Here is a 25090-nt window from a genome sequence, read left to right on the forward strand (position 1 = left end):
AGATCACTTCCTGGCAAGGTAGAAGTGATCATGAAATAAACAAGGGAGATACCACCCCCTCGCTAATAGTATAGCCAAAAAAGCCCCCGATCCAAAAGAAACGAGGGCAATGGAATAAGAAAAGAAGTTTATTTAGTATGTATATTGCACCATATTTAAATTGCTGCAAACAAAAAGGCCACTCCCCGCCAAGTTAGGAAGTGGCCACGTAGATAATATCGGAGGTGTGAATACTCTCCACTGGTAGTATAGCACAAAAATACCCACCTCGTTAAAAGTGGGCTGTTGGAAAGTGATACGTAAGATATTGAAAGGTGAATTAATTATACACCTTGATGCATATTGTGTAAATGTCAAAGGAGTAATTTCAAAGTTTCTTGACCTATTTTCAAACAATTTTTTAGAATAAACCTTTTTTATTGAAATGTATTTGTGGTAAAATATATTCAAAAAAAGAGGGTATTAAGTGTGAATGTAGTTGGTTTAAGAGTTGAACCCAGAATTATTAATTATACGATAATTAAAGATAACGGAGATTTCTTTCCTGATAAACTTATGGTTCCAGTATATTTAGACATGCCTAGAAGGTTGTCTTATATAAGATCTAATTTGTTATCGATAATCAAAGAAAATGGTATCTCGTATATAGGTTTAAGAGTTATAGAGCCTCAAGCTAACAATATAAACTTAGATAGAGTTAACATCGAAGGCGTAATACAAGAATTGATGTGTGATTGCAAAATCGAGGGGTACAAAACGTTTATTAAATCGCAAATCAAAAGTGCTCTACATTTAGATGATTTCAAACAATTGAAAGATTTATGCGCTAATGTTTCAGTATCATCACCTGATGATATACACTTAGAATACTGGAATAGTCTTTCTGTCAACCAAAAAGAAAGCATATTAGTAGCTATGTGCATTAGAGGTGATAATAATGGAAAATAGGTTTGAGATTAGGAATTTAATTGACACAAAGCTACAAATTGAAAAGATAAAGGATCTTTCTTCGGATACAGAAGGAAAGAATTCGACTGTCTTTCTTGGTCGCGACCCCCAAATGGACAAAGATTTTCTTATTAAGAAAATCAGTAAAACTAATTTAAGAATGTCAACTAAAGATATTTTTGAAGAAACAAAGGTATTAACGATGTCGGGACATAGAAATATTATGCCAATCCAATATGCTACTCAGGATGAAGAATATATTTATATGGCTTTACCATATTACCAACGGGGATCATTAAACAAAATGGCTAACGATTATGAAAGTAACATTCAATTAATAGGTTATTGTCTAGACTTTTTGAGCGGACTTGCTCATGCTCATGTACTAAAAATACTCCATCTAGATATTAAACCAAGCAACATAATTATCGATGATTCAGATAGAGCAATTCTTACCGACTTTGGTCAAAGTTGTAAATTGCCAGATGATGATTGTGTGCCTCAAGAAAAATCAATTTATTCTGCTAATATTTCTCCGACATTATTAGAGACAGGATTGGTATCTTTTCAAGATGATATTTATCAAGTCGGGCTAACTTTATATCGCATGTTCAATAATTTCTATTATGAAGAAAGTATTAATAGTATATCGAGCCAGTACGATTTGCAAACGAAAATCTTGAATAAAACTTTTCCTAAGAATCAATTTTTACCTCATATTCCTAAACAACTTCAACGTATAATAAATAAGTGTTTAATGAGAGATACCGTACTCTACAGTTCAATCATAGAAGTGATGAACGATATTGCTAAATTAGACCAGATGTTAGATGTGGGCTTTAGAAAAAATAAGAACAATAACCATCTTGAGTGGAAAAAAGTTACTGAAACAGCTATAATAAATATAGAGATGGATGAGTTTACTAATGAAGTAGTTGCATTCAAACAGAATAAGATAAGCGGAAATTCACAAAAAATTTCTACATTGAACAAAAGTTTTGAAAGCCAAAAAGACGCTTTGGGTGCCATTAAAAAATATTTATAGGAGTGGTTAAAATGTTAAAACCAATGCCTTCTTTAACACGAAGCGGTCAATCTTCAAACAAATCAATGGATGATCATAAGACAAAAAACTACAGTAAAAAAGAGATCGATGCTATTCTTAAGCAAACTAAACTCGTGACTGTTAACCATAAGTATTCAATTGTCGTTAAAGGAAAATAGTATTGATAAGTATGAAATTCAATAAAGATTTTTAAAAGAGATTTTTCTTATTTTAATAAAGTAAGACTATGTATACCTCACCCATATTTGGGTGGGTTTTTTTACATTTTACTAAATCAGTTGCATCCTCACCTGAATAGTTGTTACTTTTTGTTCAACTCTAATTAAATAAAAGTAACAGCAAAAAAGACAACTGCCTTCCCAAACAGTTGCCTCAGATAGAAGATAGACTAAATTATAATCTAACTCTTATATTAATAATGGCGTAATCGTTTCATTATGTAAACACACATTCTGATCAAAAAAAGGTCAATTATGAAAACTGAAGAGAACAAACTTCCAATAGAAAACAGACAGATTAACATAGATGCTAGCAAAACAAAAAGCCGCTTTTCTCAAGAAAACGGCTAAATGCTCAATATTGTAACTAACTTCTTAGGAGTGACCCTAAACGGTTGGTTTTAGGGTCACCTAAAATATTAACTTATGCTTTTATTCCTGTCAAGGCTCATGACTACAATAATTGAAAAAGTAGTTATTTACACGGCATCTTTCCAAAAAGCACAACTATGAGAAGGAGTCACATTTTTACCAACATCAGAACTTTGGCTGTTCCCACACTCTGCAACCTCATTCGGATTAATAAATGAAATACCTGAAGCTTTGTCCATCAATCTTTGACCTTCCCAATAAGCACAATTTGCACAAGTACGTTCAGCAACATTATGTTTTGTTTCTCCCATAATTACTCACTCCTCAATTTTATTTTACAGTAATTATGATGCGCTCAATCTTTATGCAGTGCAAAAGATAACCCTTAGATAAGAATGAGAATCGTTCTTGCTTAAAGATAATATTTTTTACCTACTCTATGAATAAACGAACCGGTTATATTCATAAAGAGATGTTATCGAACCTCTTATGAACAAATGTAGAAGAAATAAAAAAAGACAACTGCCTTCCCAAACAGTTGCCCTAGATAGAAAAGAAACTACTTCTATTGAAATAGTCTTTAAACTATTATAATATAATTAATTTTAAAGTAAACATTGATTTTTTTGATATCCAAACAGAGCGGCTTTTCCCATCAGCACACTTCCCCAAATGTCTGATCTCAGCCGCTTTGTCTATAAATATCTTGGCACATTTATGTTAATTGAGTGATACCTATAAAACATTATAAAATATACAATTAATTAACTCAAATGATATGTTCCTTCCACCCGATTAGATGAGATTTCACTTCATTTAAATGTCTAAATACCAGCGAGTTTCAGTAATATCATTGAACCCGCCCTTAACATCGCCTACAGGATCGTTGGTGCTGCGAATCATTACAATGATCGAATGTCCTTCAACATCTTTTTGATCCAGCTCCACGCTAAATCCAGCAACATCATTCCTGTTGTATACTTTTGCTGCATCGGCTCTTGGCAAATCTTTCAATTTGATTCGCTTCAGTTCTTTACCAGTCGTTCGGTCTAGAATGAATGCATACTGATATTTCTTAGTACGTGTGCTCCATCCTTCCGCCTTGATCTTTCCATTTACCGCACCGAACCCATCCAAATGACCTTTATCGTTTCCGACCTCCATCACTGAATAGTTTTGCCCAGCTCGATAAACATCCGTAACCTCAGAAGGGTTGGGATCGGGTAGAGTCGTATACCCGTTGTCAGTAATTCCTGTCAAATCGACATTTCCATCTAATCCACCTCCAACGTATGTGGATGTAAATTGATAGATTGCTACTCCGTCCATGCTTGGAAATACCGACCATACAGGGCTTGGAGTTACATTGTAGCTTGGATATGCTGCCATCCATAATGAATCAGGGAACTCTGCTAGAATTTGTTGATAATATACATTGGCTAAAGTAAATGGTTTGTAACTGTAATACATAGGAGTATAACCAGCGTCTCGAATTCTCCGCATCCCATAGAGGATTGTATCCGTATTTGCTTGCTTGTTCGAACTAGCTCCATGTTCAAAATCAAGAGCTACGATGCTACCCCGTGGAGTTTTTACCTTGGGTAAAAAGTAATCCATTGTAGTTTTTGCAATACTCATATTTCCCCAGGTATCATACCAGATATAAGTATGTGCTCGTTTTCCTTGTGCTAACACTGAATTTACTTGGCTTTCGTAAGTCCATTGATTGTAAAGCCCTCCGGCATTGTAACCACCGATTTGAGAGATTGCAAATTTATCATGGGCATAGCCAAATTGGCCATTTGCTCCTTGATAAATAGCCCAATCAACACCTTGATCACCTTTAGCAGCATTTACTTCCACTTGAAAATTTGGCAACAAAAAAAGAGCCAATAATAGGCTCAATACGATACTTTTCTTTTTCATTCATTTCCTCCTTTTCCACTTAATCCCTCAATAAATCGTGTAAACGCTTGGTGTAATCCGGTAGAAGCTAGTCCACTGATTGCACCAATAATAATTGACTCAATCGAGAACCCTTTTACACCTCCAGCAATTAACGCGCCAACAACAGCTAAAATTGTTGGAATGTAGTCATTGATATTGATCCGTTTAAATTGTTTCAAACAATATCCGAGTACTAGACATCCTGCCATAGCTAGCGGCATTAAATATTCTGCAAAGTTCATTTTCTTTCCTCCTTCGGTGGTATATTCGGTAAATCAAGAACCTTTTTGTACAATGTTTCTCCTGTGCCGTTACCGCCTAATTGGTGGTAACCTCGCCATAAATATTCTAAGTTTTCTAAATCATCAATTGATACCCACCCTTCTTCTAAATAACCAGAACACTGCTTATAAATCTTGTCATGCAGTATCGCCACATTCGCATACTCAAGACTCTTGAAACGTTGTTCTGTTTGATCCTTGTTTCCCTTAACAGCCTTGTAGATTTTATGGATGCATGCATAAATACCTCCCAACCCAAGAGCCATAAGAAAGCTGTTGATCTCTAGCAATTTGTCAAAAAACTCCATACTTCACCTACTCTCAAAAATAGAGTAGAGATCGAAATCCCTACTCTGTTGCTCTATCCCTATTCAGTTCCTAGCAGCTTTTTCATTTTTTCTTCTAAAGCAACAATTCGTGATTCTAAGGATTTATTATTTTCAATCAATTCTTTAACTGCATGCGCTGTTAGATTCAGCATTTTCATTTGATCAATAACTAAGTAATTATCCTTCTCAATGGAGGAATGTTGACTTAAGAAAGGCACATATTGTGCAATAATCCCGTATTGCCTATCTTTATCCTTCCCTTCATTTCTAGGGTGTTTAGGGTCCCATTCAAAATCGTAAAATTCAATCTGTTCAAACTCCTTGATTGGGTCAATTTCTGATTTAGTTATATTTGTCTTTAGGCGAATATCCGATTGATTGGTGATCTTCCAACCATTCATGTTTAAATCCTTAAAAGCCTTTATACCGTCCCAGGCTGCATGGAGAACCGCTACAGGGCTGCCGCTATTAAATGCTGATAAGTATGTTCCCCAGTTCCCACCAACAACCAAATGATTATCATTTGTAACATAGATGCGACTACCTGTAGAGGATACTGAAGAATTCCCATTCCCCAAATTCAGCACATTGATGTTGTTTAACCAGTTCATTTGGAAATTTACCTTCGCTTTAATATCCATCCAAGCTGTACTAGGGTTATCGTAATTATCGAATCCAGCGGACAAGATTTCCCACGCCTGTATACTTGCTAGACCGCCACCAGCGGGAACGGTCATTTTTGTAAGGCTTATACCTAACCGTTGCTCAACTGATATTCCTTCAAAGCCCCCTTTAAAGTATTTTTTTCCAGCTTTATCTAACAATGTTAATTTGTCGTACGCTAACGTAGCTTCACGCAAAGCGATACTATCTACTAAAGACAGATTAGTTTTCGACAAATTAACGTCGTATTGATCGGAATAAATTCTCATCGCAACAGTGTTTAGGTTGAAACCGGCGTTTGCGGTTCCTTGTCCGTCTCTGGAAACAACACTCGCTAACCCTTCATGAGACAGTCGCATTAATCCTGTACGCCCCGGCTCGTTTGGATAAAGATAATCAGACTTGATAACTCCTCCATCAATTGATAACACTCCGTTGATAGGACGACCGTAATCATCTGTACCAGTGAACTCACTTGTAAACTTTGAACCGTTTATCACGGAACCGTTGATATTAACAGCATTCAACTCGTAGATATTCAGTAAGGCTTGGTCCACTAGTTGTGGCTCCCAAGCTCCAACACCACCTGTAACTACATACTTGAAGTAGCCTGTTATTGCTCCTTCGGCGTCTTGTTGCCAAAATTGATCACCATGCTTAGGATTCGTCGGTCTTGTAGTACCAACTGTAACTACAGGCACGCTGTCAATTTGCTTTTGCACGTCTTCATACAATGAGTGATCATATCGTAAACTGAACCGGTAATCTTTCGGATTCAAAGAAGGCGTTGCAACAGTTCCGCTACCGGCCCCAATATAAGGCTTTCCATTACCATCAAGACTGATATTCTTACCATTCACATCGTCTGCGTAGACAATCCACGGATAATAGGTCTGTCCGTCTTCGCCAGGAATCCCTTGCGGTCCTTGAACTTTAGTCCACGAATACTTTGCAGGATCGTTAGAATCCTGTTGAATAAAATCTGTGTATTGACCGATAAATAGTTTATTCAATGAATCGGTAGTACTGAAGCCTGTTTTCCCATCTGCACTATTAGCGTAGGCAATATGCAGGTAGGGCGTTCTGCCATCCTCTCCTGGTACTCCCGGTACGCCTTGACTACCATCGGCTCCTTTGATTAATGACCATGCATACTTGGTTGGATCGGTTGAGCTCTTTAATTCAAAGTCAACGTACATCCCAATATATTTACGGTTAGAATCCGATAAGGAAAAGTCTTGGTTGCCTGCTGAGTTGTTAGCATAAGCGATATGCGTGTACTGTGTTCGTCCATCAGACCCTGGTTTCCCTGGCAAGCCATTTTCACCATCATCACCAGCAAACTTTGTCCAATAACCTGCATAGTCAGCAGGATTGCTTGAAGGAATCGGTTTGTTTTTTACAAAGCGGATTGCTACGTACTTCTTTCCTTCTACATAACGCTGAGTAAAACCGTTCCCTTGATCATCATCAGCATAGGCTCGCCATTCATAAAGAGCCTGCAATTGCGTTTGCTTCATGGCTTCCTGAGCCATTCTCAGCGCTGCATCAATCTTAGACTCTTTCTCAATGAAGTTGCCAAATACTGCTGTGTTTCTTCCCTTGTTTGACAAGTGCTGCGTCAGTTCTAAAACATCTGCCTCTAAATAAAGTGGTGGCTGATAGTCGTGATCGACAATACGAACTGTATCTCCTAAAGCAATATCGTCATCAAGTAACGCAACATCTACCTCATACGTATTTGCCCCCTGCGATAGCTCAGCTAATCGATTTATCGCACGGTTAAACAATTCCTGCGGACTTTGTGTGTCATATTCAAATGTTCGTTCAATGAATCCCTCAAGTGTTTGCATACCAGGCTTATTCTCTTTCCAATAAGGACCCATTGTTAAATCGTAAACCCGATCATCACCAGCTGGACTAGCAAAGCGACCATCAGCCGATTGATAGTGTCTATCTTTGAAAGTAACGTGCTCTTGATCCTCTGAACCTTCAACCATACCCCCAATACCTATCAAAGCAGTAGCCAATTCGGATAAGTCTTCCGTCTTGTAAATGTTGTTCACTTGTTTAGAGTATTGAAGCAGCGTTCCGATATTCTTGCCACGTTTCTTGTAGATATCAATGAATCTTGCTGCTACTTGTGATCCTTGCATGACAACTCGGAATCCTATATAAGCATTATCAAACTGAGTCGCTACAGACCGCAATCGCTTCGTGATCGTCTCATAGCCTTCCCACACGAGCTTTCTTGATAGGTGTGGTATTTCATTAACTCCAATAGAAAAACCGCTCTTGCTAGGCAAGAAACGGTTAATGTAGTCAGCTATTTTATATTCTTTATCAGCCTCATAAGGCCGGGCGATATTGTTGTTTAACACTAGATTGGTATCCACACAATGAATGGTTTTCTTATCATGCTCAGCCTCAACAATCAGGATCTGGAATAATCTATCTTGGCCCTTCTTGTCACGGAAGGCTATCTCATTCCCCTTAACTAGATTATCAGCGGCTGCATACTTCTTCAGCACTTCAAAAGAGTATGTGGCCATACCTGTTTCTAAACTGTCTGTTAGTCCGCCACCGCTGAAAGAATCATCGAATGGAGTAGCAAAAGGCGCTTCATTGCTCAAAACATCTAGTACTTGTTTGCTTTGACGATCAATTATAATTAACTGCATCTTTTGCCTCCTATCTATATGTCTTCCTATATTTTGCGGTGATCAGCGGCGGCTCACTCATGTAATCCGAAAAGTGGAACTGAACTTCACTTTCACCAACAGGCAGCAAGAAATAGTTATTGCCTATGTCAGCGTCTAACATGTCTTGTATAGGTTCCTGGTTCTGCCAGTACTTGTATATCTTACCCTCAGTGTTCCTAATTTCCACTGTGTCGCCTGCTTTCATCTTGTTCGGCAAGTCTACCCAATAATCAACGTTGTCCTTGACGAAGCGTAATTCTGACCATCCCATGCCGCTTTTATTTTTAGCAACATCTTCCCAAGCAATTGGTTTCTTGTCTCCGAAGGCAGCAAAAGCGATTGTAATACGTGCTGCCTTCTTGTTAGAGACTGTGTACCCACCATCTAAGTATTGCCTAGTCCATTTGTTTTGGCCGTTTTGAATGGTCCACTCCCACAAGTTGCCAGCTTTGCGTACTGTTAGGCTACCTAGCCACCATCGCCATCGCCAAGTCGAAGTGTCTCGATCAACTTCCTGGTTGCCTACATACGCCCAAAATTGATTCTGAGAAGAAGATACTGAATCATCTCTAAACTGCATTGAAAACAAGGGTGTACCATCAGCAGCGGAAATAGTGAACTCCAAGCGTCCAGCTTTTTCGGCCCAAATATCCTGTATCCTTGATAAGGACTCTAATGTGAAGTTGTCCGCCTCTTGTGATAATGCTTGCGTGAGTGTTACGCCATGCCATCCATCTCCCGTTCCAAAATCAGTCGGATATACAAAGCTTTGGATCGGGTCCCACTTCACAGTTCCATTTGCTGTCATAGGTAGCATAGTCACTGCCTTGCTGCTATTGATTTCCCAACCCTTGTTGTTGTCAAATCGATCTTGTAGCAACACTACTGATTTCTGCTTTGTCACACCGTCTACTTCGCTAGGTGATCCATATTGGATAATGCCGTCTTGGTGAACAACCCCAATGTAGCCGTTGTCTTCTTCGAACTCGAAAGAAAATTCAGGTGCTGTTTTATGTGTGCCCTCATTGTTGATAGTTATCGTATTTTTACGAGGTAGTTCTATTTCAATCTCTAATTTGATATCTTTTACCTCCACCCAGGCTGGTGTGATTCCGTCTGAAATTGCGCCAATATCAGGGTTATTATTCTTCTTAGAAGAAGCATAAACTCTGTAACCACCATCAACAATTTGTTTTGGAAATGTCCCCGAGAAAGCCACTGTTTTAGTCTGAAATTGCGTAGCGTCAGGCGCACCTGTCGATAACAACCATGTATTAGCATAGATTGTTTCTAAATGTAACAGATAATACCTCATTGAGTTAGCAGTATTCGTACTATTTAGCCCTCCCCCACGAGAAGAAGCAACCAACTTAACAGATTTTAAGATTGACAGATATTTATCAGTCTTTTCAGCCGAGTTAGTATTTTCAAACAGATACGGGTGCCGCTTTTCTAGTTCTGAAATAACAGGAAAATCAAACTGAAGTTCAGCCCCACGGCCTACCTGAGTTGTCTCAGCTCTTACATATTTAAGCGGATCAGTAAGCGCAGTGTATTGATCAGCATTGAACGGAACCATACCTGCATTCTTAGTGAAATCACCTTCAATTAGTTTTAGATTGTAACCTACTAACTTATCTCTTGTCATTGCTCCACCATTAGAATCAATGGCTAGACGTATATAAGCAGTTCCCGAAGGAATTGTCACAACTATAGGTCTGTATGAAGCACTTGAAGTATGAGTAGCGTCAGGAACTATCCATTTATCAGTTCTGTACATATATGTCTTGTTGTCTTGGCTATCATAACAAGCAAGTACAATAAAGTTTGCTTTGCCAGTTAAAACTGGTGAATACACTGAATACACTTTACCTGCTGTTACAGGGATTTTTACAGAACAAGCCCTGTTAACATTAGCTTCTAGATCACTTTTATAGCTCCATCCTTGAAAGTATCCAAGAGTAGCCTTCTCAGACGAAAAAAGATTACTAGTTTCAGATATAAGTTTTGGATTATGTGGTGTTAATCCTGAGTCTTTCTGACTAGGTGACCACTCGTCCATTGCTGCAGGATTCCCTTGGATAAGCTTACTACATCTGTATTCAAAACTGTCGCCTGTAACAAAGCTTTGAACGCGCGCTTTTCGCCACGTGAGATAAACTGCACCCTCAGGTACTTTTGCTGTTGCTATAGAAGTACCTGTTTGACCTTTGTAAATTTCATTCCCGTGACCGTATTCACCAATATTTTGATTGTTGATATCAGTAAAGTATAAGTGAGTATGAACAAATTGCGTTACATTTACATTCCTAAATTCAGACATTAGGGAGATACTTTCATCTGCCTTAATCCCTAACTCTGATATCAATACTCTTTTTTCAACAATGTTACTAGTAACCTTTTGCCATTCATTGCTAGTATCATCTATTAAATTTGGCTGCCCGCGGACAATACCGTAGTCTTCAGTGGCAGGACACCAAGTATCCATTTCAGCAGCGGTTCCTTTTATTAATTTGTGATTGCGTACTTTTGCTTTAGTTTTATTACTCCCACTAGTTTTAGCTATTCTGCGAATTCCAAGGTGTGTTATTCCTTCTTTTATAGTTCCTTGAAATACTGAAAAACCTGATTTCCCTGCTTCAATCTCGTTACCAACAGCATAGTATTTTGTTTCTGTAGCATCTCTAAAATCAAAGATAGCCCTAACTCTATCAATATTGCCGGAAGCTGTATTATCTACTTCAATACTATACGTCACAGTATCCCCGACTTTTAATCCAAGTTCTTCAAGAGCATAATTTTTACCGTCCATTGTCCAATTTGAAAACTCGTAATTAGTCCACTGATCACTTGTATTTTCGAGTAAATTTCTTTTATAAGGTAAATCCTTCACAAAAATACTACCCGTCCCCTGTACCCCATCAATAACAAACGTCTCCGTCACGACCTCCCGGTCATTGGTCACAATCGTTTCCTCTTCGGCGTAGGCGACACCAGACGGCACTAGGAACGAGATAGACCCTTTCTCAAACCACTGCACAAGTTCCTCAGCGTCCGGCTTTCCTTGCGGAATGGCTAAGTAGAACCTATCCATCTGATCGGAAAATTGCAGCTTCTTGGGTCCATCCACGTTCAGAATCCGCATCATTTCATCATGCGCAGTGTACAAGTCCCCTTGAATGACAAACGGAACCTCAATAACTCCCTCCTTAATACGTGAAGAGATTACCTCGGTTCCGTCCATGTCTGATATGTCTATTGTCTTGTTTTCATACTCTCCAATCATCGGGCCACGTGTGAAGCCATTTACTATCGTTATCGGTAATTCATCGCCATTGAAGAACAGTTTTAAGTTGTCCATTAAGTTTCACCTCTCATTACAGTTGAAATTGCCTCATTGAAGTTTCTTAACTTTTCTTGATATGGCAAAGTCCCTCTAGCTATTTCTCGCAGGTCTGTCTCCATTATTATTTCACTAGGAGAAGACATAATGCTTTCGAGCGAGTTAGCAATCCTAAGTAGCAAGGCTTCTACCCTCTGATTATCTTGGTTAATTTCAATAGTATTGTTCATCGACCTGTTAGTATCATTCGCATAACGAACAAATTCGCTATCACTAGAAACACCCACACCATTAGCATAATGTGGAATCATCCGCTTTGTTTGACTCGCGGTATAGACTTTAGTCCCTTTTGGTGCATTTGGAATAAACACATTCCGTCCTTCAGGGATAAATTTCATTCCGTTAGGAAACTCAATCAGTTCTTTATAAAGAGGACCTCTTTGATCGTTGACGATCATATCTCCACCTTTAAAAAAGTTCGTACCGTTCTTAAATCCAAATGCATCGCCTATTGTTTCGAATATTCGTTTTATTCGAGTTGTAAGCGTCACTGTGTGATCACTTTGTCTAGCAAATCCTACCACGCCATTCGTGGCCACGACTGCCGGACCAGATGCATTATCAAATGCTGTTAGATATTTTGTACCTGGATTATTTCCAGCATATCTATTTAAACTACTTCCTCCACTAGTCGTAGCACTGTTAACACTAGAGGCATTACCTGTAAGATTCTTGATCGAAGGATTGTTTCTCGAGTAAAGATTTAAACTCCTTTCTCCTTGAGTGGATGCATTTTGTACATTTGTCGAGTTACCGTTCAAGTATTTATCTGGTGCATTATTTCTTTTATAGGAGTTTATTGCATTCTCACCTTGACTAGCAGCTTCTTGAACATTATACGAATCTCCTAGCAGCTGCTTTAAAGCAGGATTATTTGCATCAAATTCATTTAGTTTTATTTCACCTGTGTTTAACTTCTCTAATAAATCTGAATTCTCGCCCATTAATTTCTTCAAATTGTCTGGTAATAATACCCATGCGTTATAATTTTCTTTTGAGGAAAAAATCTTGTTCAGCAGGTCTTCATTACTAGCTAACATATTTTTTTGATCATCAGGAATAGAATTCCACTGGGTCCATTTTGTTTCCGAAGTCAGTATGGTCTGTAAAAATTCAGTGTTATTTGCTAGAAGACGCTTTTCGGTTTCTGGCATATCTTTCCAACGTGTATAAGCAAGATCAGATTCATACACTTTCTGTAAAAAGTCATAATTGTCACCGATAATTTCCTTTACATCACTTGGAATACTAGACCAATGTTGCAATTTCTCTTCTGATGTCGATAAAACCTGTAAAAAGCCTTCATTTTTTGCATTTAGCTCTTTTATATTAGGTAGAAAATCATTCCAAAGTCCAAGATTCAAAAGCGTTTCAGCCATGACTTCTGGAGTATTGGAGTATAGAAATGCTGTTTTAGCTTCGACTGACATATTATCCCAAGCTCCCGTGGATTTGAGGGCTTCATACATTGTAATTGAAAATTCATCCTGAAGTATTGCTTTCTTGTCTTCAAAAGCCATCCCATTCCAATATCCATTTACTATTGCTGCCTCACCAATCACACGTTTTGCATTTGAATCTAAATCAGCGTCATGGACCAGAACTTTCAAATTGTTCCACACATTAATATCTTTTGTAGCTTCAGCAACAATTTCTGAAGCATTGGTTTTAACTTTACCGTCTTTATCGAGTAGCTCAAGAGCATTCCAAGTTTCCCCGGCCTTAGTGGCTTCGTTGGCTGTCCAAGAGAGTGTTTCAGCGTTATTACGTGCACTTTCTGACAGTTTATCTGATAAAACTTTTGCATTACCAATGATTTTTTCATTCTCTGCTATCATCGCTGAAGACATTTCACCACTTGAGGATATTACTTGACCGTTTACCAAGGATATTTCATCTAACAATTCTGGATATTTCTCAACGATATGAGCCATTTGCTGATCAAAGGCATCTGTAGATGAATCCCGGGCTTCTTCGAAGGCTTTCACCATTTGCTGTCCGTATTCGGTATTTAAAATACCTTGTTCCTTTAGAACTCCTTTGAAATCCTCTAATTGCTGAGAATAACTGGCTTTTGTTTCTTGACGCTGTTTTCCTAAAGTTTGTAACATTGATTTTGCTTGTTCTTGTGTTGCTTTTTCAATATCCCCGTTCAATGCATCCATCACTTTTCGTCGTGCATCAGCATCGTTTACAGTTATTTTCAGATATTCCTCAGTACTTTGCTTCATAAGATCCTGAATCATTTTTGCGCCTTGAAGCGTTGTTTGTCCATCCTTATCAACATAATTTTGCTTGATTTGTAAAATTCTTTCATTGTTTTCTTGAACAATATCGAGGGCCTTTTGAGTCTCCTCTTTAGCTTTGCCAGCTATTGTTTCCATGGTATTTTTTAGTTCATCAGGAACCATTGAAATTGCAGTATTGAATGCTTCCATTCTCTTTGTAAGAGCTGTTTCTATCGTTGAACCGATAGTTTCCAGATTACTAACCATTCCTGAAGTATTGTTAGACAAACCCGCTGCCATAAGTCCAAACTGTCCACTCGCCTGCTGTGTATTGGACTGAACTTTATCTAATGTCGCATCAGTAGTAGCGCCTACATCTGTACCCCATTGTTTTACTCTTTGACTAGAATTCCATGCTTCTTCTCCAAAAGTTTTCCATGCACCATATCCGATAGCCAGTGCACCGCCAACTCCTACAATCCCAAGAATAGAGGGGCCTAATGGTCCTAAACTTGCAGCCATTGCACCTAGTCCGCTCGAACCTGCTGCTGTGCTTGCTGCAGAACCGAACAACCCCATTTTGGTAGCTCCGCCACCTAGTGCGACAGAGAAAGTATCCGCATTAACGGCACTTGTTGCTAATTCTTTAGTCATCTCAGTAATAGCTTTCTTTTTGGCCATACTTGCTGAAAGCTCTACGAAGCTTTTACCTAAGCTGCCTATACCCGAACTCATTTTTCCAGTGACAGATAAAACTGGTCCAGCTGCTGCGGCAAAAGCCGCTAATTTCAAAATCATTTGCTGAGTTTTCGGCGAAGCATCGTTGAATTTATCAGCCATTTCAGCAATATTTTTAATAAGTGGTTTAGAGACAGATATAGTAGAATTGAGAGCTTCAAGCATGGGTCGACCTAGCGTGATAGCTACATTATTAATCTGACCTTTGAGTAACTTCAACTGGGATTCTGTTGTGTTTATTCGTTTACCTGCTTCCTCAGTTAAAGCAGTGTTTTCTTTCCACGCTTTGTTTCCAGTTTGGATCGCCCTATCAAATACACCACTGGCGTTTGCTGCACGGAGTAAAGAATCACGAAGCCTAACTTCCTTAATATCCATATCATCTAGGACTTTAATTGCAGACGTTCCGTGCTTTTCAGAATCTTTCAACCCTTGAATGAAAGTTGTGATCGCTTTTGTAGGATCATCCTTGAATAATTTTGAGAATTGTTCTGAGGTCATTCCTGCAACATTAGAGAAATTCTCAAGCGAGGTTTTCGATTTATCTGCTTCTTTGTACATTTTCTTTAATTCGCTTGATGTCATTCCCATTGCTTCAGCAACAGCTTTCTGGTCTTTCCCGCCATTTCGGATTGCAACTTGTAGCTGTTCCATTGAGATGCCTGCATCTGCTGCACGTTCTCGTAAATCCTCGAATGCTCCTGATCCTTTTTCAACGGCTAATTGCATCTGAATCATCACCTTAGAAAAAGCTGATCCTCCCGCTTCCGCTTCAATACCTACAGATGACAAAGCAGTTGAAAGTCCTAGTATGTCACCTTCCGTCATTCCAACCTGTTTACCTGCACCAGCTAATCGCAAACTCATATCCATAATTTCTGGTTCAGTAGAAGCAAAATTATTTCCTAAATCCACAAGTGAAGAACCTAATTTATCAAAATCTTTTTGGCTCATACCTGTGATATTCGCGAAACGAGCCATTGATTTAGCAGCTTGTTCTGCACTTAAATCGGTTGACATACCCATCTCAATCATTGTCTTGGTAAAACTTTTGACATTTTCGGTTTTAATTCCTAGTTGCCCTGCTGCTTCGGCAACACCAGCAATTTCTTTGTGACTTGCAGGCAATTGCGTAGCTAAATCCTTCAGCCCGTTTTCCAAATCCTTATAGGAATATACAACCTTGCCAGTAGAATCTACTACTTCATCATTCGTTTTCTTCACACCAGCAAAATCTGATTCCCATGATACGGCTGCTTTAGTAACAGCCGCAGCTCCAGCCACTATCGGTAAAGTAACTCCTTTAGTTAGAGCACTCCCCATGCTCTGCATAGCCTTTCCAGAAGCGATCATTTTTTCACTTCCGGCATTAATGGCTCCTGTAGCTCCTTCAGTTTTAACCTTCATCTCAGCCATAGCTCCAGCAGTATTGACCATTTCCTGTTTATATCCTGCCAGTTTAGCTTGGGCTTCGTTGTATTTTTGAGCTGCTGCTGCTGTTTTAGAAGTAGCATTTCCTTGAGAATCCAAGGTTTTATCATAAGCATTCTTCAAATAGCCTAATTCTTTTTCTTGCGCTTGAATAACCTTCGTTAACCCTTGCTGTTTAGAAGCCAATGATGAAAGAGTAGTAGCTCCTCCTGCAGCGACTTTAAATCCAGATTGCATTTCTCGAACTGCTGTTTTTGTCGCTCTTTGAGCACCTGTCAATGAATCAGAAAAAGCAGAGGAATCCAGACTTAGTTTTATCAGCATTTGTCCTAAAGGCTTTCCATTTTGAACCATATCTAATCCCTCCCCTTATTTGATCTGATTGAAATATTCATGCATTGGTATTACTTCTCGTTTAGGCTTTTTAGTTTTCTTGCCCTTAAATATCACTTGGAGTAATCGTCTAGTGTCTGTTTCTAAGACCTCATCAAGAGTCCAGCTAGGGAAAGTTGTCATAATCTGTCGGACAAAATTCAATTGAACATCATGCACTTCTTCCCAAGTCATTATTCTTTTGGGTCTTGTTGCTCACTCTTTTCCTCAGCAGGCGTATTTCCCAAAACGCGTTGATTAATTATGCTGAAAAGAACAGGAAACTCATTAGTATCTAATTCCTCTAACAACAGGTCTTTAGTCACTTCTTCTGCATCGAAAAGATTGGCCAGAAACTCAATACGGTAACTTAACAACTCATTTTCAGTCGGACCTTGTCGACCTTCTTCTAGCGCTTTTTTGAATAACTCAATTTCTCCTTCAGAGTATTCCAGTGCCTTTTTCATAGGCACTTTGTCTTGCACATAGCTTTTCTCTTTTTTACCAGTAGTAACTGATAGTTTGATATCTCCATTAGTTTTTAGCTGTAACATATTGGTCCTCCTAATTTCCAAAAATAAAAAAGGCTAGTCTTTCGACTAACCTTGTCCTCCAGATGTTGCACCAAACAATTCAGTTTCTAGGGCAGTAAATGAACTGTCCGTGTCTGCAAAACCGACGGTTTGATTTTTTCCATCAATCGTCTTAGAGATTGGTGTAAATTTGTATTCATCCGCCTCTGGCTCATACGAATCACCATTTAACGTTTCAGCAGAAATTGCGTCCCGACTAAATTTCCCTGCATACAGGCCTGTTCCAATCTTTTGACCTCGCAAATCAGCTGACTCGAATAAAACAGCGCAATACGGAGCGACCGTTTCTTCTCCTACATGGAATACTCCGTTAGAATCAGCAGTTCGGCCTAAAACCTCATGTTCGATTTTGCTAGGTAAATCAAGCGCACTAAAAGCAGCGTCTACTTCCCCTGTTCCTTGCTGCGATACGTAATATGGACTGTTGGAGCCATATACTTTTACTGCTTCTGGGGATAAACCAGTAATTTCAAACCCACTTGTTGCCCCTTTGTTTGTTTCGCCTTTGATTACGTATTTTTTACCAGTAACCGGCTTTAAGTCTTCATCTAAAATTTGAATCGTTGCTTGCTTAAATCCTACTAATGTCATTGTTTTTCCTTCTTTCTTAGTCTTTAATTTTTGAATGGCTATATTGTCTTGTTATGACCTGAATGTGCTTAAATTCTTCATGTGGACGATCATCAGCGTATTGAAGAAAGAACCCGTGTTTTTCAACCCCACGATCCAATTGGTCATTAAACTGTTCAATATCCTGTTTTTGAATATCTAAAAAGGCCATGACTTGAATCTGGTAATTCCTACTGGAATACCGATTTGAGCCATAGCCTGCATTTGATTCATTTACATTCTCAACCTTGATAATTGGTAGCTTGGTTAACTTTTGATAATCATCTTGAAGTCTGTACGCAAAGATGTTCGCATCAGGAAATATAGTCGGTAAGATTCCGGTTGTCAGTTCTACGATTGGATTCATAGTCCTAACCCCGATTTCAATTCGTTCATATATTCCTGCATCACTTCTTGTACTTCTGTTTCGACAGTTTTTTCAATGAAGTGTTGCCCAGGTTGGTGTTCCGTTCCCATGTTGACAAAATGCGCTCGCCAATAAGCACCGCGCCCATAGCCCACTAAAACATCGCCGTTTTCTTGAACAGGGCCTACAGTGGTTGCTATTTCTAGTCCATGGCTGTCAACTGGAGTATTTGCTTCTAAGCGTTTGCCAAGCATGTGGCCTGCAGTTTTACCTGCTTTACGTCTGATTTTTACGTCGACATCGGCAATTGTTTTAGAAATATTCTTTTCCAGGTCGCCCCAGTCTACTTCTACACCCATTTAATCCACCTTCTTTATGATCAATACTTGAAAGTCCTCATTTTCTACATCTGGATTCATTTCGATGATTTCAAAGGGCTGCTTATCAATGACTATCCGCCAATCACTCTGTACCTCTTGCTGTTGCTTTTGACGAATAACTATTGTCCGCGTATTTTCAAAGACTGTTCCAATTTCATTTTTGAGTTCTTTTACAAATTTTTGCTTATTTGCAAACCAGCAAGAAAAAACAGACTCCCATTTGGGAACCTGTTGTCCGTTTACTCCGGCTGTATGTCCATTTCTCTGTTCAAACGTTAACCGTTTATTTAGTTTACCTGTTCTACTAATTGCCATCCTGATCAACCTCTTTATAAACGAGATATTCTGCTTTCAATTGCAGCAAGATAGAAGTGAATCCTAAATCGTATTCACGTAACGTTCCATTAGCGGTTGTCGATTCAACAGTAGCCGAACGAGCTTTGTAATAGTGATCTGCCAACATAATTACTGAAAGGTTTAACAGTTCACCGATTTCGTTAGATTGTTCATAAAAAGAGGGCTTGTCTTTACCGATAGCCCCCTTGATATATGCAATTGCAGCGAAACAAGCTCTCCTGACTTCTGTGTCATCATCGTCATATTCGATTTTAAGAGCCGATTTAAGCTCTTTTAAATCTTTTTCTTCTGTAGGGTCAAGCATTAATTAACCCTCCTTTAGGATACTGTTACTTCACAAGTTGCAGTTTTACCACCATCTTCAGTTGTAACAGTAATCGTTGCTACTCCTGGCGCAACACCGATTACCTTCCCAGTTTTCGGTGTTACTGTTGCAATTGACGTATCGCTGGAACTAAATGAGATATTTTTATTTGCCGCGTCTTCTGGTGCAACTGTAGGTACTAGCGTTTCGTTCGCCCCCACCGCTATAGAGGTTGACGTTTTATTCAACGTAACCCCTGTTACTGGTGTTGGGGCTACGCTTTTTTTGCCAAACGGAAAGCGGACGATAATTTGATTTGGTGATCCAACCAAGCAGTAACAACAAAAGAGTGCATGCCTGTTTTGATGTTTTTATCCTGTTCATAAAGAGCATTCAAATCATAATTGAATTGTGAAAAAGAAAAATCTCCTACGATTGGAATCACAGCTTTATCGATGAATGTGACTGGGTAGCCCAATACCTCTTCAGGCTTCTTTCCGAATAAAGATTCAGCGCCATTTGCTAACTCTTTGATCATCGACAAGTAATCAGTTCTTCGCATTACCACATGAGCATTTTCTTCGTAGTTATCTTCTAAATCTCCAGCAGCATTAATAATCGCTTCAAACAAAGACGAACCAGTTACTTCTTTAATTTTCACTTCTGTTTTATCATAAAAGCTCATATGTTCTTCGCCGGTTTTAGCTGTAGTTGCAAAAGCTACTTTCTTTTCTTTAAATGCAACGCCTCCTTGAAGGTTAGCTTCAACGGTAGATACTAAATCGGTATTCGTTCCATTCACAACAGTTTCAGACAGATCAGTAAAAACTTTAAATTTGTGGCGTCCGAAAGATACGGTGCTTCCTTTCGCTTCCAATTCTTTTGCTGTTTCTCCATCTTCGATAAAATCATCATCATCAAGCGTGAACGATACTTTAGGCAATTCCAAATTAGGAATATTAGTAATTGTTGAAAGACCTCTCAATTTGTTAGTTGCTGGAGGTTCAGCAATAACGTTAGTTCCTGTGTTTTTAGGTATAAATTTATCTCCACCTGTGGTGGCGTTATCCACCAATGCTTGAAAAATGTTTCCGTCGTAAGTAGAATTGATTGTTTGCATTACTTCGTCTGATACTGCTTTTTTCTGCATAGTAGCTCTAATTAAAGCTGCTTTAGCATCAATTACTTTTTGCTTAGGGTCTTCAGTAGTAGTAAAATTACCTTTTTCTAACTTCGCTCGTTGATCTGCTTCCATTTCGTCATGTTGCTTTTGAAGCATATCAAAACGTTGTTGCAAAGTTGCTTTCGCTGCGTTCAAGTCGTTCAAATCCTCTGTCTTCGCTTTGGGATCAAGCGCAGTTTCCGTAATTTGAGATTCCGTTTTCGCTAACTGATCTCCGATAGTTTGCAAGCCTTGTTTCAATTCAAATAATGTTTTCATATTTTATAGTTCCTCCAATTTTTGTTGTAATAGTTTTAAATTTTGCTGACTTTGTTCAGCCATCTTTCTTCGTTCTTCGGTTATTTCGTTTACATTTGACTTCTGCTCTATTCGCTTTAATTCATCGGGAACATTCTTATAAGCCTGAAACAACTTGTCACTTGCACATGCAGCAATTTGATTGGATTGAGTAACTTCATCACATAGCCCGATTTCGTAAGCGTCTGTAGCGGATAACCAAGTTTCTTCATCCATAATCTGTTTTATCTTTTCTTCGTTCAATTTTTCGCCACCTTTTGCAAGATAAGTAATCACAGACGACTCCGCTATTTTGTCTAAATCGTCGGCTTGTTTTCGTAAGTCTTTAGAATTCCCAACTACAAAAGACCACGGGTTATGAATCATAAGCATAGTGTTTTCAGGCATTACAACCTTGTCGCAGCTAGCAACGATTACACTAGCGATAGAAGCCGCTAACGCATCAACATGAGCGATTACTTGCGCTTTATGCTGTTTCAACATGTTCCCGATTGCGATCCCCTCGAAAACACTTCCACCCGGACTATTAACGTGTAAATTGATCGTTTGAACGTCGCCTACTGCTTTCAAATCTTTTTGAAAACTTGCTGCTGTTGTGTCAGTATCGTCCCATTTGTTAGAAACAATCTCTCCAAAAATATAAATCTCGGCTTCTGACTTATTTGCCGATTGTTTAACTTCCCAAAATTTTTTCATCTCAACCCTCCTTTCAGGACAAAATAAAAAGACCTAATCATTTTTGATTACGTCTTGAGTACCTGCTTTATTCGATTTTCTAAGTGTTGGGTCCATATCTTGCGGATACATATCGCCCGAGATCCACAATTCAGACGCTTTCCCACCGCGTGGCGGCATTTCTTCGAGCATCCGTGCTTCATCTGGCGCCATCCACCCATCGCGAATTCCTCCATGATAAAACTTCTGCCGAGCATCGCTATCGCCCCGCAAGAGGCCCATCATATTGAATTTGAAGTAATAGCCTTTGATTCTCTCTTCTTTCCGAAGGATTTTTTTATTAAACTCTCTTTCGTACTGTTTAACGATCGGAGTCAGAGTCATATTTACAAACAATTGCATCAGTTGTTCGTTTGATGAGAAACTACTACTATCAGAGTTAAGGAAAATACTAGGGACATTGAAGACGTTGGCTATTCGATCTCTTGTAATTCCTTCAGTAATCTTCATATCTGTTGCGACAAAATTTCGCTCCATCTCGTCAATTGTCACACCTGGTTCTTGAAACAGAACCCCTCCATTTTCTTCATAGAATCTCTTGAAATCCTGTACAACAGCCGCTCTTTTTTCTTTATCAACGTTACTTGTATACGTCAAGATGAATGAATCTCTTAGCGATTGCATTTCTTTGAGTGAAAATTCTCGAACTGCTTTGTCAAAATCATTCGAGTTTTTCAAAACTTGAATCGGACTTATACCTTTCCAATTGCCGTTACCTGCAATGTGTCTAACATGGATAACATCTGTGTTATGAAAAAAAAATGTTTTACCATCATTACTGACTCTATACCAAAGCTCATTCGTATCTTGTTCAAGCACTGGTTCAACATAATTTGGATTAAAAGGGACAAGCATTTCAATCTGAAGTCTTATGTCTCTGATGATTAGAGCATATCCATTACCATTTGTATTCCGACTTACCTCTAAAACATTAATTACTTGATCTAAGGTTTGACTTTTATTTGGATAGTAAACCAGTCTATCCATTCCTTCATCAAACTGCTGATCATAGTTTAAATACTTCTTGAACGGCAAACTTGAAAGAGTATTGCTTAGTCTCGAAACTATTGAAAAAATATTTTCATTTGTTTCTAGCGTCGAATTTTCAATTCCAAAAAATGTTTTCCCAAACCATTGACTAAAATCGCTATTAGTTTGATAATCCTTAATGATTGTTTGTTTGATGAAGTTTGGAGTTACCTTATTTATTGCTCTTTGAATTAAGTTCATTTCTTCCCTCCCTTCATCATTTCTCTGATACTGATAAATCCAACATTCGCAGTTTGTTTTGACCTGCTTGCAAACATCTCAACTACACTAACGTGGCTATTCAGCAAAGCCGCAAAACCATCTATTTTACGGTTTTTAGATTGTTTGGTTGGCATCCAGTTGTTGTTCCTGTCTTGAACGAGTCTAACGTTAGATAGATACCAGCGGAATATCTTTTGTTGGTTATAAATCACTTTTCCGTCTAAAAACCGCTCTTTCAAGTCTTTCATTGGTCCTCCCAATGTAGTAAAGCCTTGAATAGCTTCTTCCATTACAAAACCGTAATCAATCATTTGCTGATTTAAAATTAAGCTATTCCTTCTGTCGTATCTTACTTTCAAAATTTTGTATTCTTTTGAACGATCGACAAACCATTCAAAAACATGTTGATAATCGACGTAGTTTCCTGGTGTAACCGACAAATCGCCGGCCTTTATCCATGCATCTAACCGTTGTTTGTTATTGTCGTTGTTGTACCTCTCTTGTGATACCCAGCTATGTTCTAAAACAGCAATTTCGCCAGTTTCATAAATAGGAAATTCCAGATTCGCAGAAGTATAGTCCTGTGTTTCTGATAAGTCATAGCCAGCTACGCATTCCTGATCTTTCATTGATTTCCAATCAATTTCTTTATTGTTCTTATTGATAGTCTGCATATCCAAAAAGGAAAGCTCATCGATATCAGAAAAAAGATTGAACTGTTTAGTAATCCAGTCAGCCCTTTCTTGAGGACTATTGCGTTCAATTTTCCAGTCTGTTACTAAGTCAACAAATGACATTAAACCTATATTTGGATTAGCTTTAATCCAATTTCTAGGATCATCTGCTTCTGATACATCATCTAATTTTGCAATAAAATAAAAGACACGCTCGTCAAGCATGTCTTCAAGATGATTTAAACAGTCCAAAGCATTGTCGAAATATTGCATTAATGGGCCATCAAGTACATATCCTGCTGTGGTGATATAAGTTATTAGCGGCTGCCGTCTGGTCCCCCGTGATTTTTTGATGACATTTATTAACTTGAAATCAATGAACTCGTGAATCTCATCAAATATTGCAAAATGCGTATTTAACCCATCCAATTTTTTACTATCTGAAGCCCTAGCCTCCATTTTCGAAAAAGTAGATTCGTCCTTTATAACAGATCGCTGAGGTTTGTACTTTTTTTCCAATCTTGGAGATTGTTTAACCATTTCTTTTGTCTTATCGAATAGAATAGATGCCTGATCTTTAGCATTTGCTAAGACATAAACGTTTGCCCCTTGTTCGTTATCATACCCCAACATATAGGCAGATAACCCACTAATTAATGAGGTTTTTCCGTTTTTACGTCCTACAAAAGTTAGCGCTTCTCGAAATCGACGAATGCCAGTATCTTTATGAACCCATCCGAAAATCGATCCGATTACAAAGTGCTGCCAGGGTTGCAAAACAAACTGATCAAAGTCCCCTTCGGTTGGTTTGCAATTATCTTCAATAAATCGGATCGGCCTATGACCTTTTCCCTCGTCAAATATCCAGGGAAATTCTTCAGTCCCTTGTCTTTCTAAGTCCATCAAATGACGTTTAGCAGCTTTAATATTTTCTTTACTCGCTGGAATTAGTTCATCAACTAAACGTTCAGCATACCAAGTAGTTAAAAGTTCTGGGTATGGATTGAGTAGAATCCCTCCCCATGAAGCTTGTTTTTCCCTATAATCAGTCCACCATTTCTGAAGTTCACTGTACGATAATGACATTAGCTCCATTCATCATCGTTCCCTTCATTAGCAATTTTTATCGCTAATTTTGCTCTTGAAGAAGGTGAAAGTCCTAAATCACTACCAAAAGCACGTAAATTCTTTGAACATGTATCCAATTGCTTAATCAATGGATTTCCATACATTTCAGGAGAATCAAAAAAAGGTTCGTCGTTTTCCTCGGCAATCCTCTTCTTAATTTGGTATTCCTTTTTATACTCACGCTGCATTTTTTTGTATTGTTTGTTCAGCTTCACATATTGCGAGTACCAATCACAATACATTGACATTACATAGATGTCTGGATTAGAAATCAGATCAACCGAGAGCAGCTCTTTCATGATGAATTCAAAGACTTCTTTCCCCTGCCTATCAAGCCAAGATGGTGCACGGATTTCATCCGTTTTCATCCTCATATTTTCTTCAGCTTCCGCTCGACGTTTTAAATCATCAGTATTTTTCTTATTTGGATTTTTTTGCAACAATTGCAGCTTGGCACTTTTTGCTGGCTGTGGCATTCTTTCACCTTCTTTATATGTTAGAATAAAATTTAAAA

Annotated in this window: 22 protein-coding genes; 3 read left to right on the forward strand and 19 right to left on the reverse strand. The window is 38.5% G+C overall.

The annotated features are described in order from the left end of the window. The first annotated feature begins 468 nt into the window (after window positions 1–468). The 3 genes from IGI49_RS05400 to IGI49_RS05410 are packed head-to-tail and all read left to right on the forward strand — an operon-like array spanning window position 469 to window position 2172. Complete coding sequence (locus IGI49_RS05400; protein WP_207703757.1) at window positions 469–948, forward strand: hypothetical protein; 480 nt, start codon at window positions 469–471, stop codon at window positions 946–948. Beyond that, window positions 938–1993, forward strand: a complete 1056-nt coding sequence (locus IGI49_RS05405; protein WP_207703756.1) for a protein kinase family protein — start codon at window positions 938–940, stop codon at window positions 1991–1993. The genes IGI49_RS05400 and IGI49_RS05405 overlap by 11 nt, the downstream gene beginning before the upstream one ends. An 11-nt stretch (window positions 1994–2004) precedes the next feature. Then, window positions 2005–2172 carry a hypothetical protein gene (locus IGI49_RS05410; protein ID WP_207703755.1) on the forward strand — a complete coding sequence of 56 codons (168 nt, stop codon included), beginning with the start codon at window positions 2005–2007 and terminating at the stop codon, window positions 2170–2172. A gap of 539 nt (window positions 2173–2711) precedes the next feature. On the opposite strand, the gene IGI49_RS05415 is transcribed toward IGI49_RS05410, so the two are convergent. From IGI49_RS05415 to IGI49_RS05505, 19 genes are all read right to left on the reverse strand, one after another. Then, window positions 2712–2915, reverse strand: a complete 204-nt coding sequence (locus IGI49_RS05415; RefSeq protein ID WP_429963692.1) for a hypothetical protein — start codon at window positions 2913–2915, stop codon at window positions 2712–2714. A 505-nt stretch (window positions 2916–3420) separates the two neighbouring features. Next, window positions 3421–4530, reverse strand: coding sequence for a GH25 family lysozyme (locus tag IGI49_RS05420; protein WP_429963693.1), 1110 nt, complete (start codon window positions 4528–4530; stop codon window positions 3421–3423). Continuing rightward, window positions 4527–4793 (reverse strand): phage holin family protein, encoded by a 267-nt coding sequence (locus IGI49_RS05425; RefSeq protein WP_429963694.1) that lies wholly within the window; start codon window positions 4791–4793, stop codon window positions 4527–4529. Before IGI49_RS05425 ends, IGI49_RS05420 begins: the two co-directional genes overlap by 4 nt. Further along, window positions 4790–5140: a hypothetical protein gene (locus IGI49_RS05430; RefSeq protein WP_429963695.1), complete on the reverse strand. Its 351-nt coding sequence runs from the start codon at window positions 5138–5140 to the stop codon at window positions 4790–4792. Before IGI49_RS05430 ends, IGI49_RS05425 begins: the two co-directional genes overlap by 4 nt. Window positions 5141–5199: 59 nt before the next feature. After that, on the reverse strand, window positions 5200–8505 hold the full coding sequence (locus IGI49_RS05435) for a phage tail spike protein (protein ID WP_429963696.1): 3306 nt from the start codon (window positions 8503–8505) through the stop codon (window positions 5200–5202). Window positions 8506–8515: 10 nt separating this feature from the next. Further along, complete coding sequence (locus IGI49_RS05440) at window positions 8516–11887, reverse strand: distal tail protein Dit (RefSeq protein WP_429963697.1); 3372 nt, start codon at window positions 11885–11887, stop codon at window positions 8516–8518. Beyond that, window positions 11887–16680, reverse strand: a complete 4794-nt coding sequence (locus tag IGI49_RS05445) for a phage tail tape measure protein (RefSeq protein WP_429963698.1) — start codon at window positions 16678–16680, stop codon at window positions 11887–11889. The genes IGI49_RS05440 and IGI49_RS05445 overlap by 1 nt, the downstream gene beginning before the upstream one ends. A gap of 212 nt (window positions 16681–16892) precedes the next feature. Beyond that, entirely contained in the window at window positions 16893–17252 is a 360-nt protein-coding gene (gene gpG, locus IGI49_RS05450; RefSeq protein WP_429963699.1) for a phage tail assembly chaperone G, read from the reverse strand. Between the two features lie 45 nt (window positions 17253–17297). Then, window positions 17298–17882, reverse strand: coding sequence for a major tail protein (locus tag IGI49_RS05455; protein ID WP_429963700.1), 585 nt, complete (start codon window positions 17880–17882; stop codon window positions 17298–17300). 16 nt (window positions 17883–17898) lie between these two features. After that, on the reverse strand, window positions 17899–18267 hold the full coding sequence (locus IGI49_RS05460; protein ID WP_429963701.1) for a hypothetical protein: 369 nt from the start codon (window positions 18265–18267) through the stop codon (window positions 17899–17901). Beyond that, window positions 18264–18626, reverse strand: coding sequence for an HK97-gp10 family putative phage morphogenesis protein (locus IGI49_RS05465; RefSeq protein WP_429963702.1), 363 nt, complete (start codon window positions 18624–18626; stop codon window positions 18264–18266). The genes IGI49_RS05460 and IGI49_RS05465 overlap by 4 nt, the downstream gene beginning before the upstream one ends. Beyond that, window positions 18627–18962: a phage head closure protein gene (locus tag IGI49_RS05470; RefSeq protein ID WP_429963703.1), complete on the reverse strand. Its 336-nt coding sequence runs from the start codon at window positions 18960–18962 to the stop codon at window positions 18627–18629. Then, complete coding sequence (locus IGI49_RS05475; protein ID WP_429963704.1) at window positions 18952–19308, reverse strand: head-tail connector protein; 357 nt, start codon at window positions 19306–19308, stop codon at window positions 18952–18954. Before IGI49_RS05475 ends, IGI49_RS05470 begins: the two co-directional genes overlap by 11 nt. Window positions 19309–19322: 14 nt before the next feature. Further along, the gene (locus IGI49_RS05480) at window positions 19323–19619 is read right to left on the reverse strand and encodes an Ig-like domain-containing protein (RefSeq protein ID WP_429964969.1); all 297 of its coding nucleotides are present in this window, start codon (window positions 19617–19619) and stop codon (window positions 19323–19325) included. Continuing rightward, window positions 19583–20749 (reverse strand): phage major capsid protein, encoded by a 1167-nt coding sequence (locus tag IGI49_RS05485; protein ID WP_429963705.1) that lies wholly within the window; start codon window positions 20747–20749, stop codon window positions 19583–19585. The genes IGI49_RS05480 and IGI49_RS05485 overlap by 37 nt, the downstream gene beginning before the upstream one ends. Before the next feature lie 3 nt (window positions 20750–20752). Next, window positions 20753–21484 (reverse strand): head maturation protease, ClpP-related, encoded by a 732-nt coding sequence (locus IGI49_RS05490; protein ID WP_429963706.1) that lies wholly within the window; start codon window positions 21482–21484, stop codon window positions 20753–20755. Window positions 21485–21517: 33 nt separating this feature from the next. Beyond that, window positions 21518–22753, reverse strand: a complete 1236-nt coding sequence (locus IGI49_RS05495) for a phage portal protein (RefSeq protein ID WP_429963707.1) — start codon at window positions 22751–22753, stop codon at window positions 21518–21520. After that, window positions 22750–24543 carry a terminase large subunit gene (locus tag IGI49_RS05500; RefSeq protein WP_429963708.1) on the reverse strand — a complete coding sequence of 598 codons (1794 nt, stop codon included), beginning with the start codon at window positions 24541–24543 and terminating at the stop codon, window positions 22750–22752. Before IGI49_RS05500 ends, IGI49_RS05495 begins: the two co-directional genes overlap by 4 nt. Next, complete coding sequence (locus tag IGI49_RS05505) at window positions 24534–25052, reverse strand: phage terminase small subunit P27 family (protein WP_429963709.1); 519 nt, start codon at window positions 25050–25052, stop codon at window positions 24534–24536. Before IGI49_RS05505 ends, IGI49_RS05500 begins: the two co-directional genes overlap by 10 nt. Between the last annotated feature and the right edge of the window lie 38 nt (window positions 25053–25090).

Origin of the sequence: Enterococcus sp. AZ071, from assembly GCF_050499065.1 — a bacterium.
GTDB lineage: Bacteria > Bacillota > Bacilli > Lactobacillales > Enterococcaceae > Enterococcus_A > Enterococcus_A ferrettii.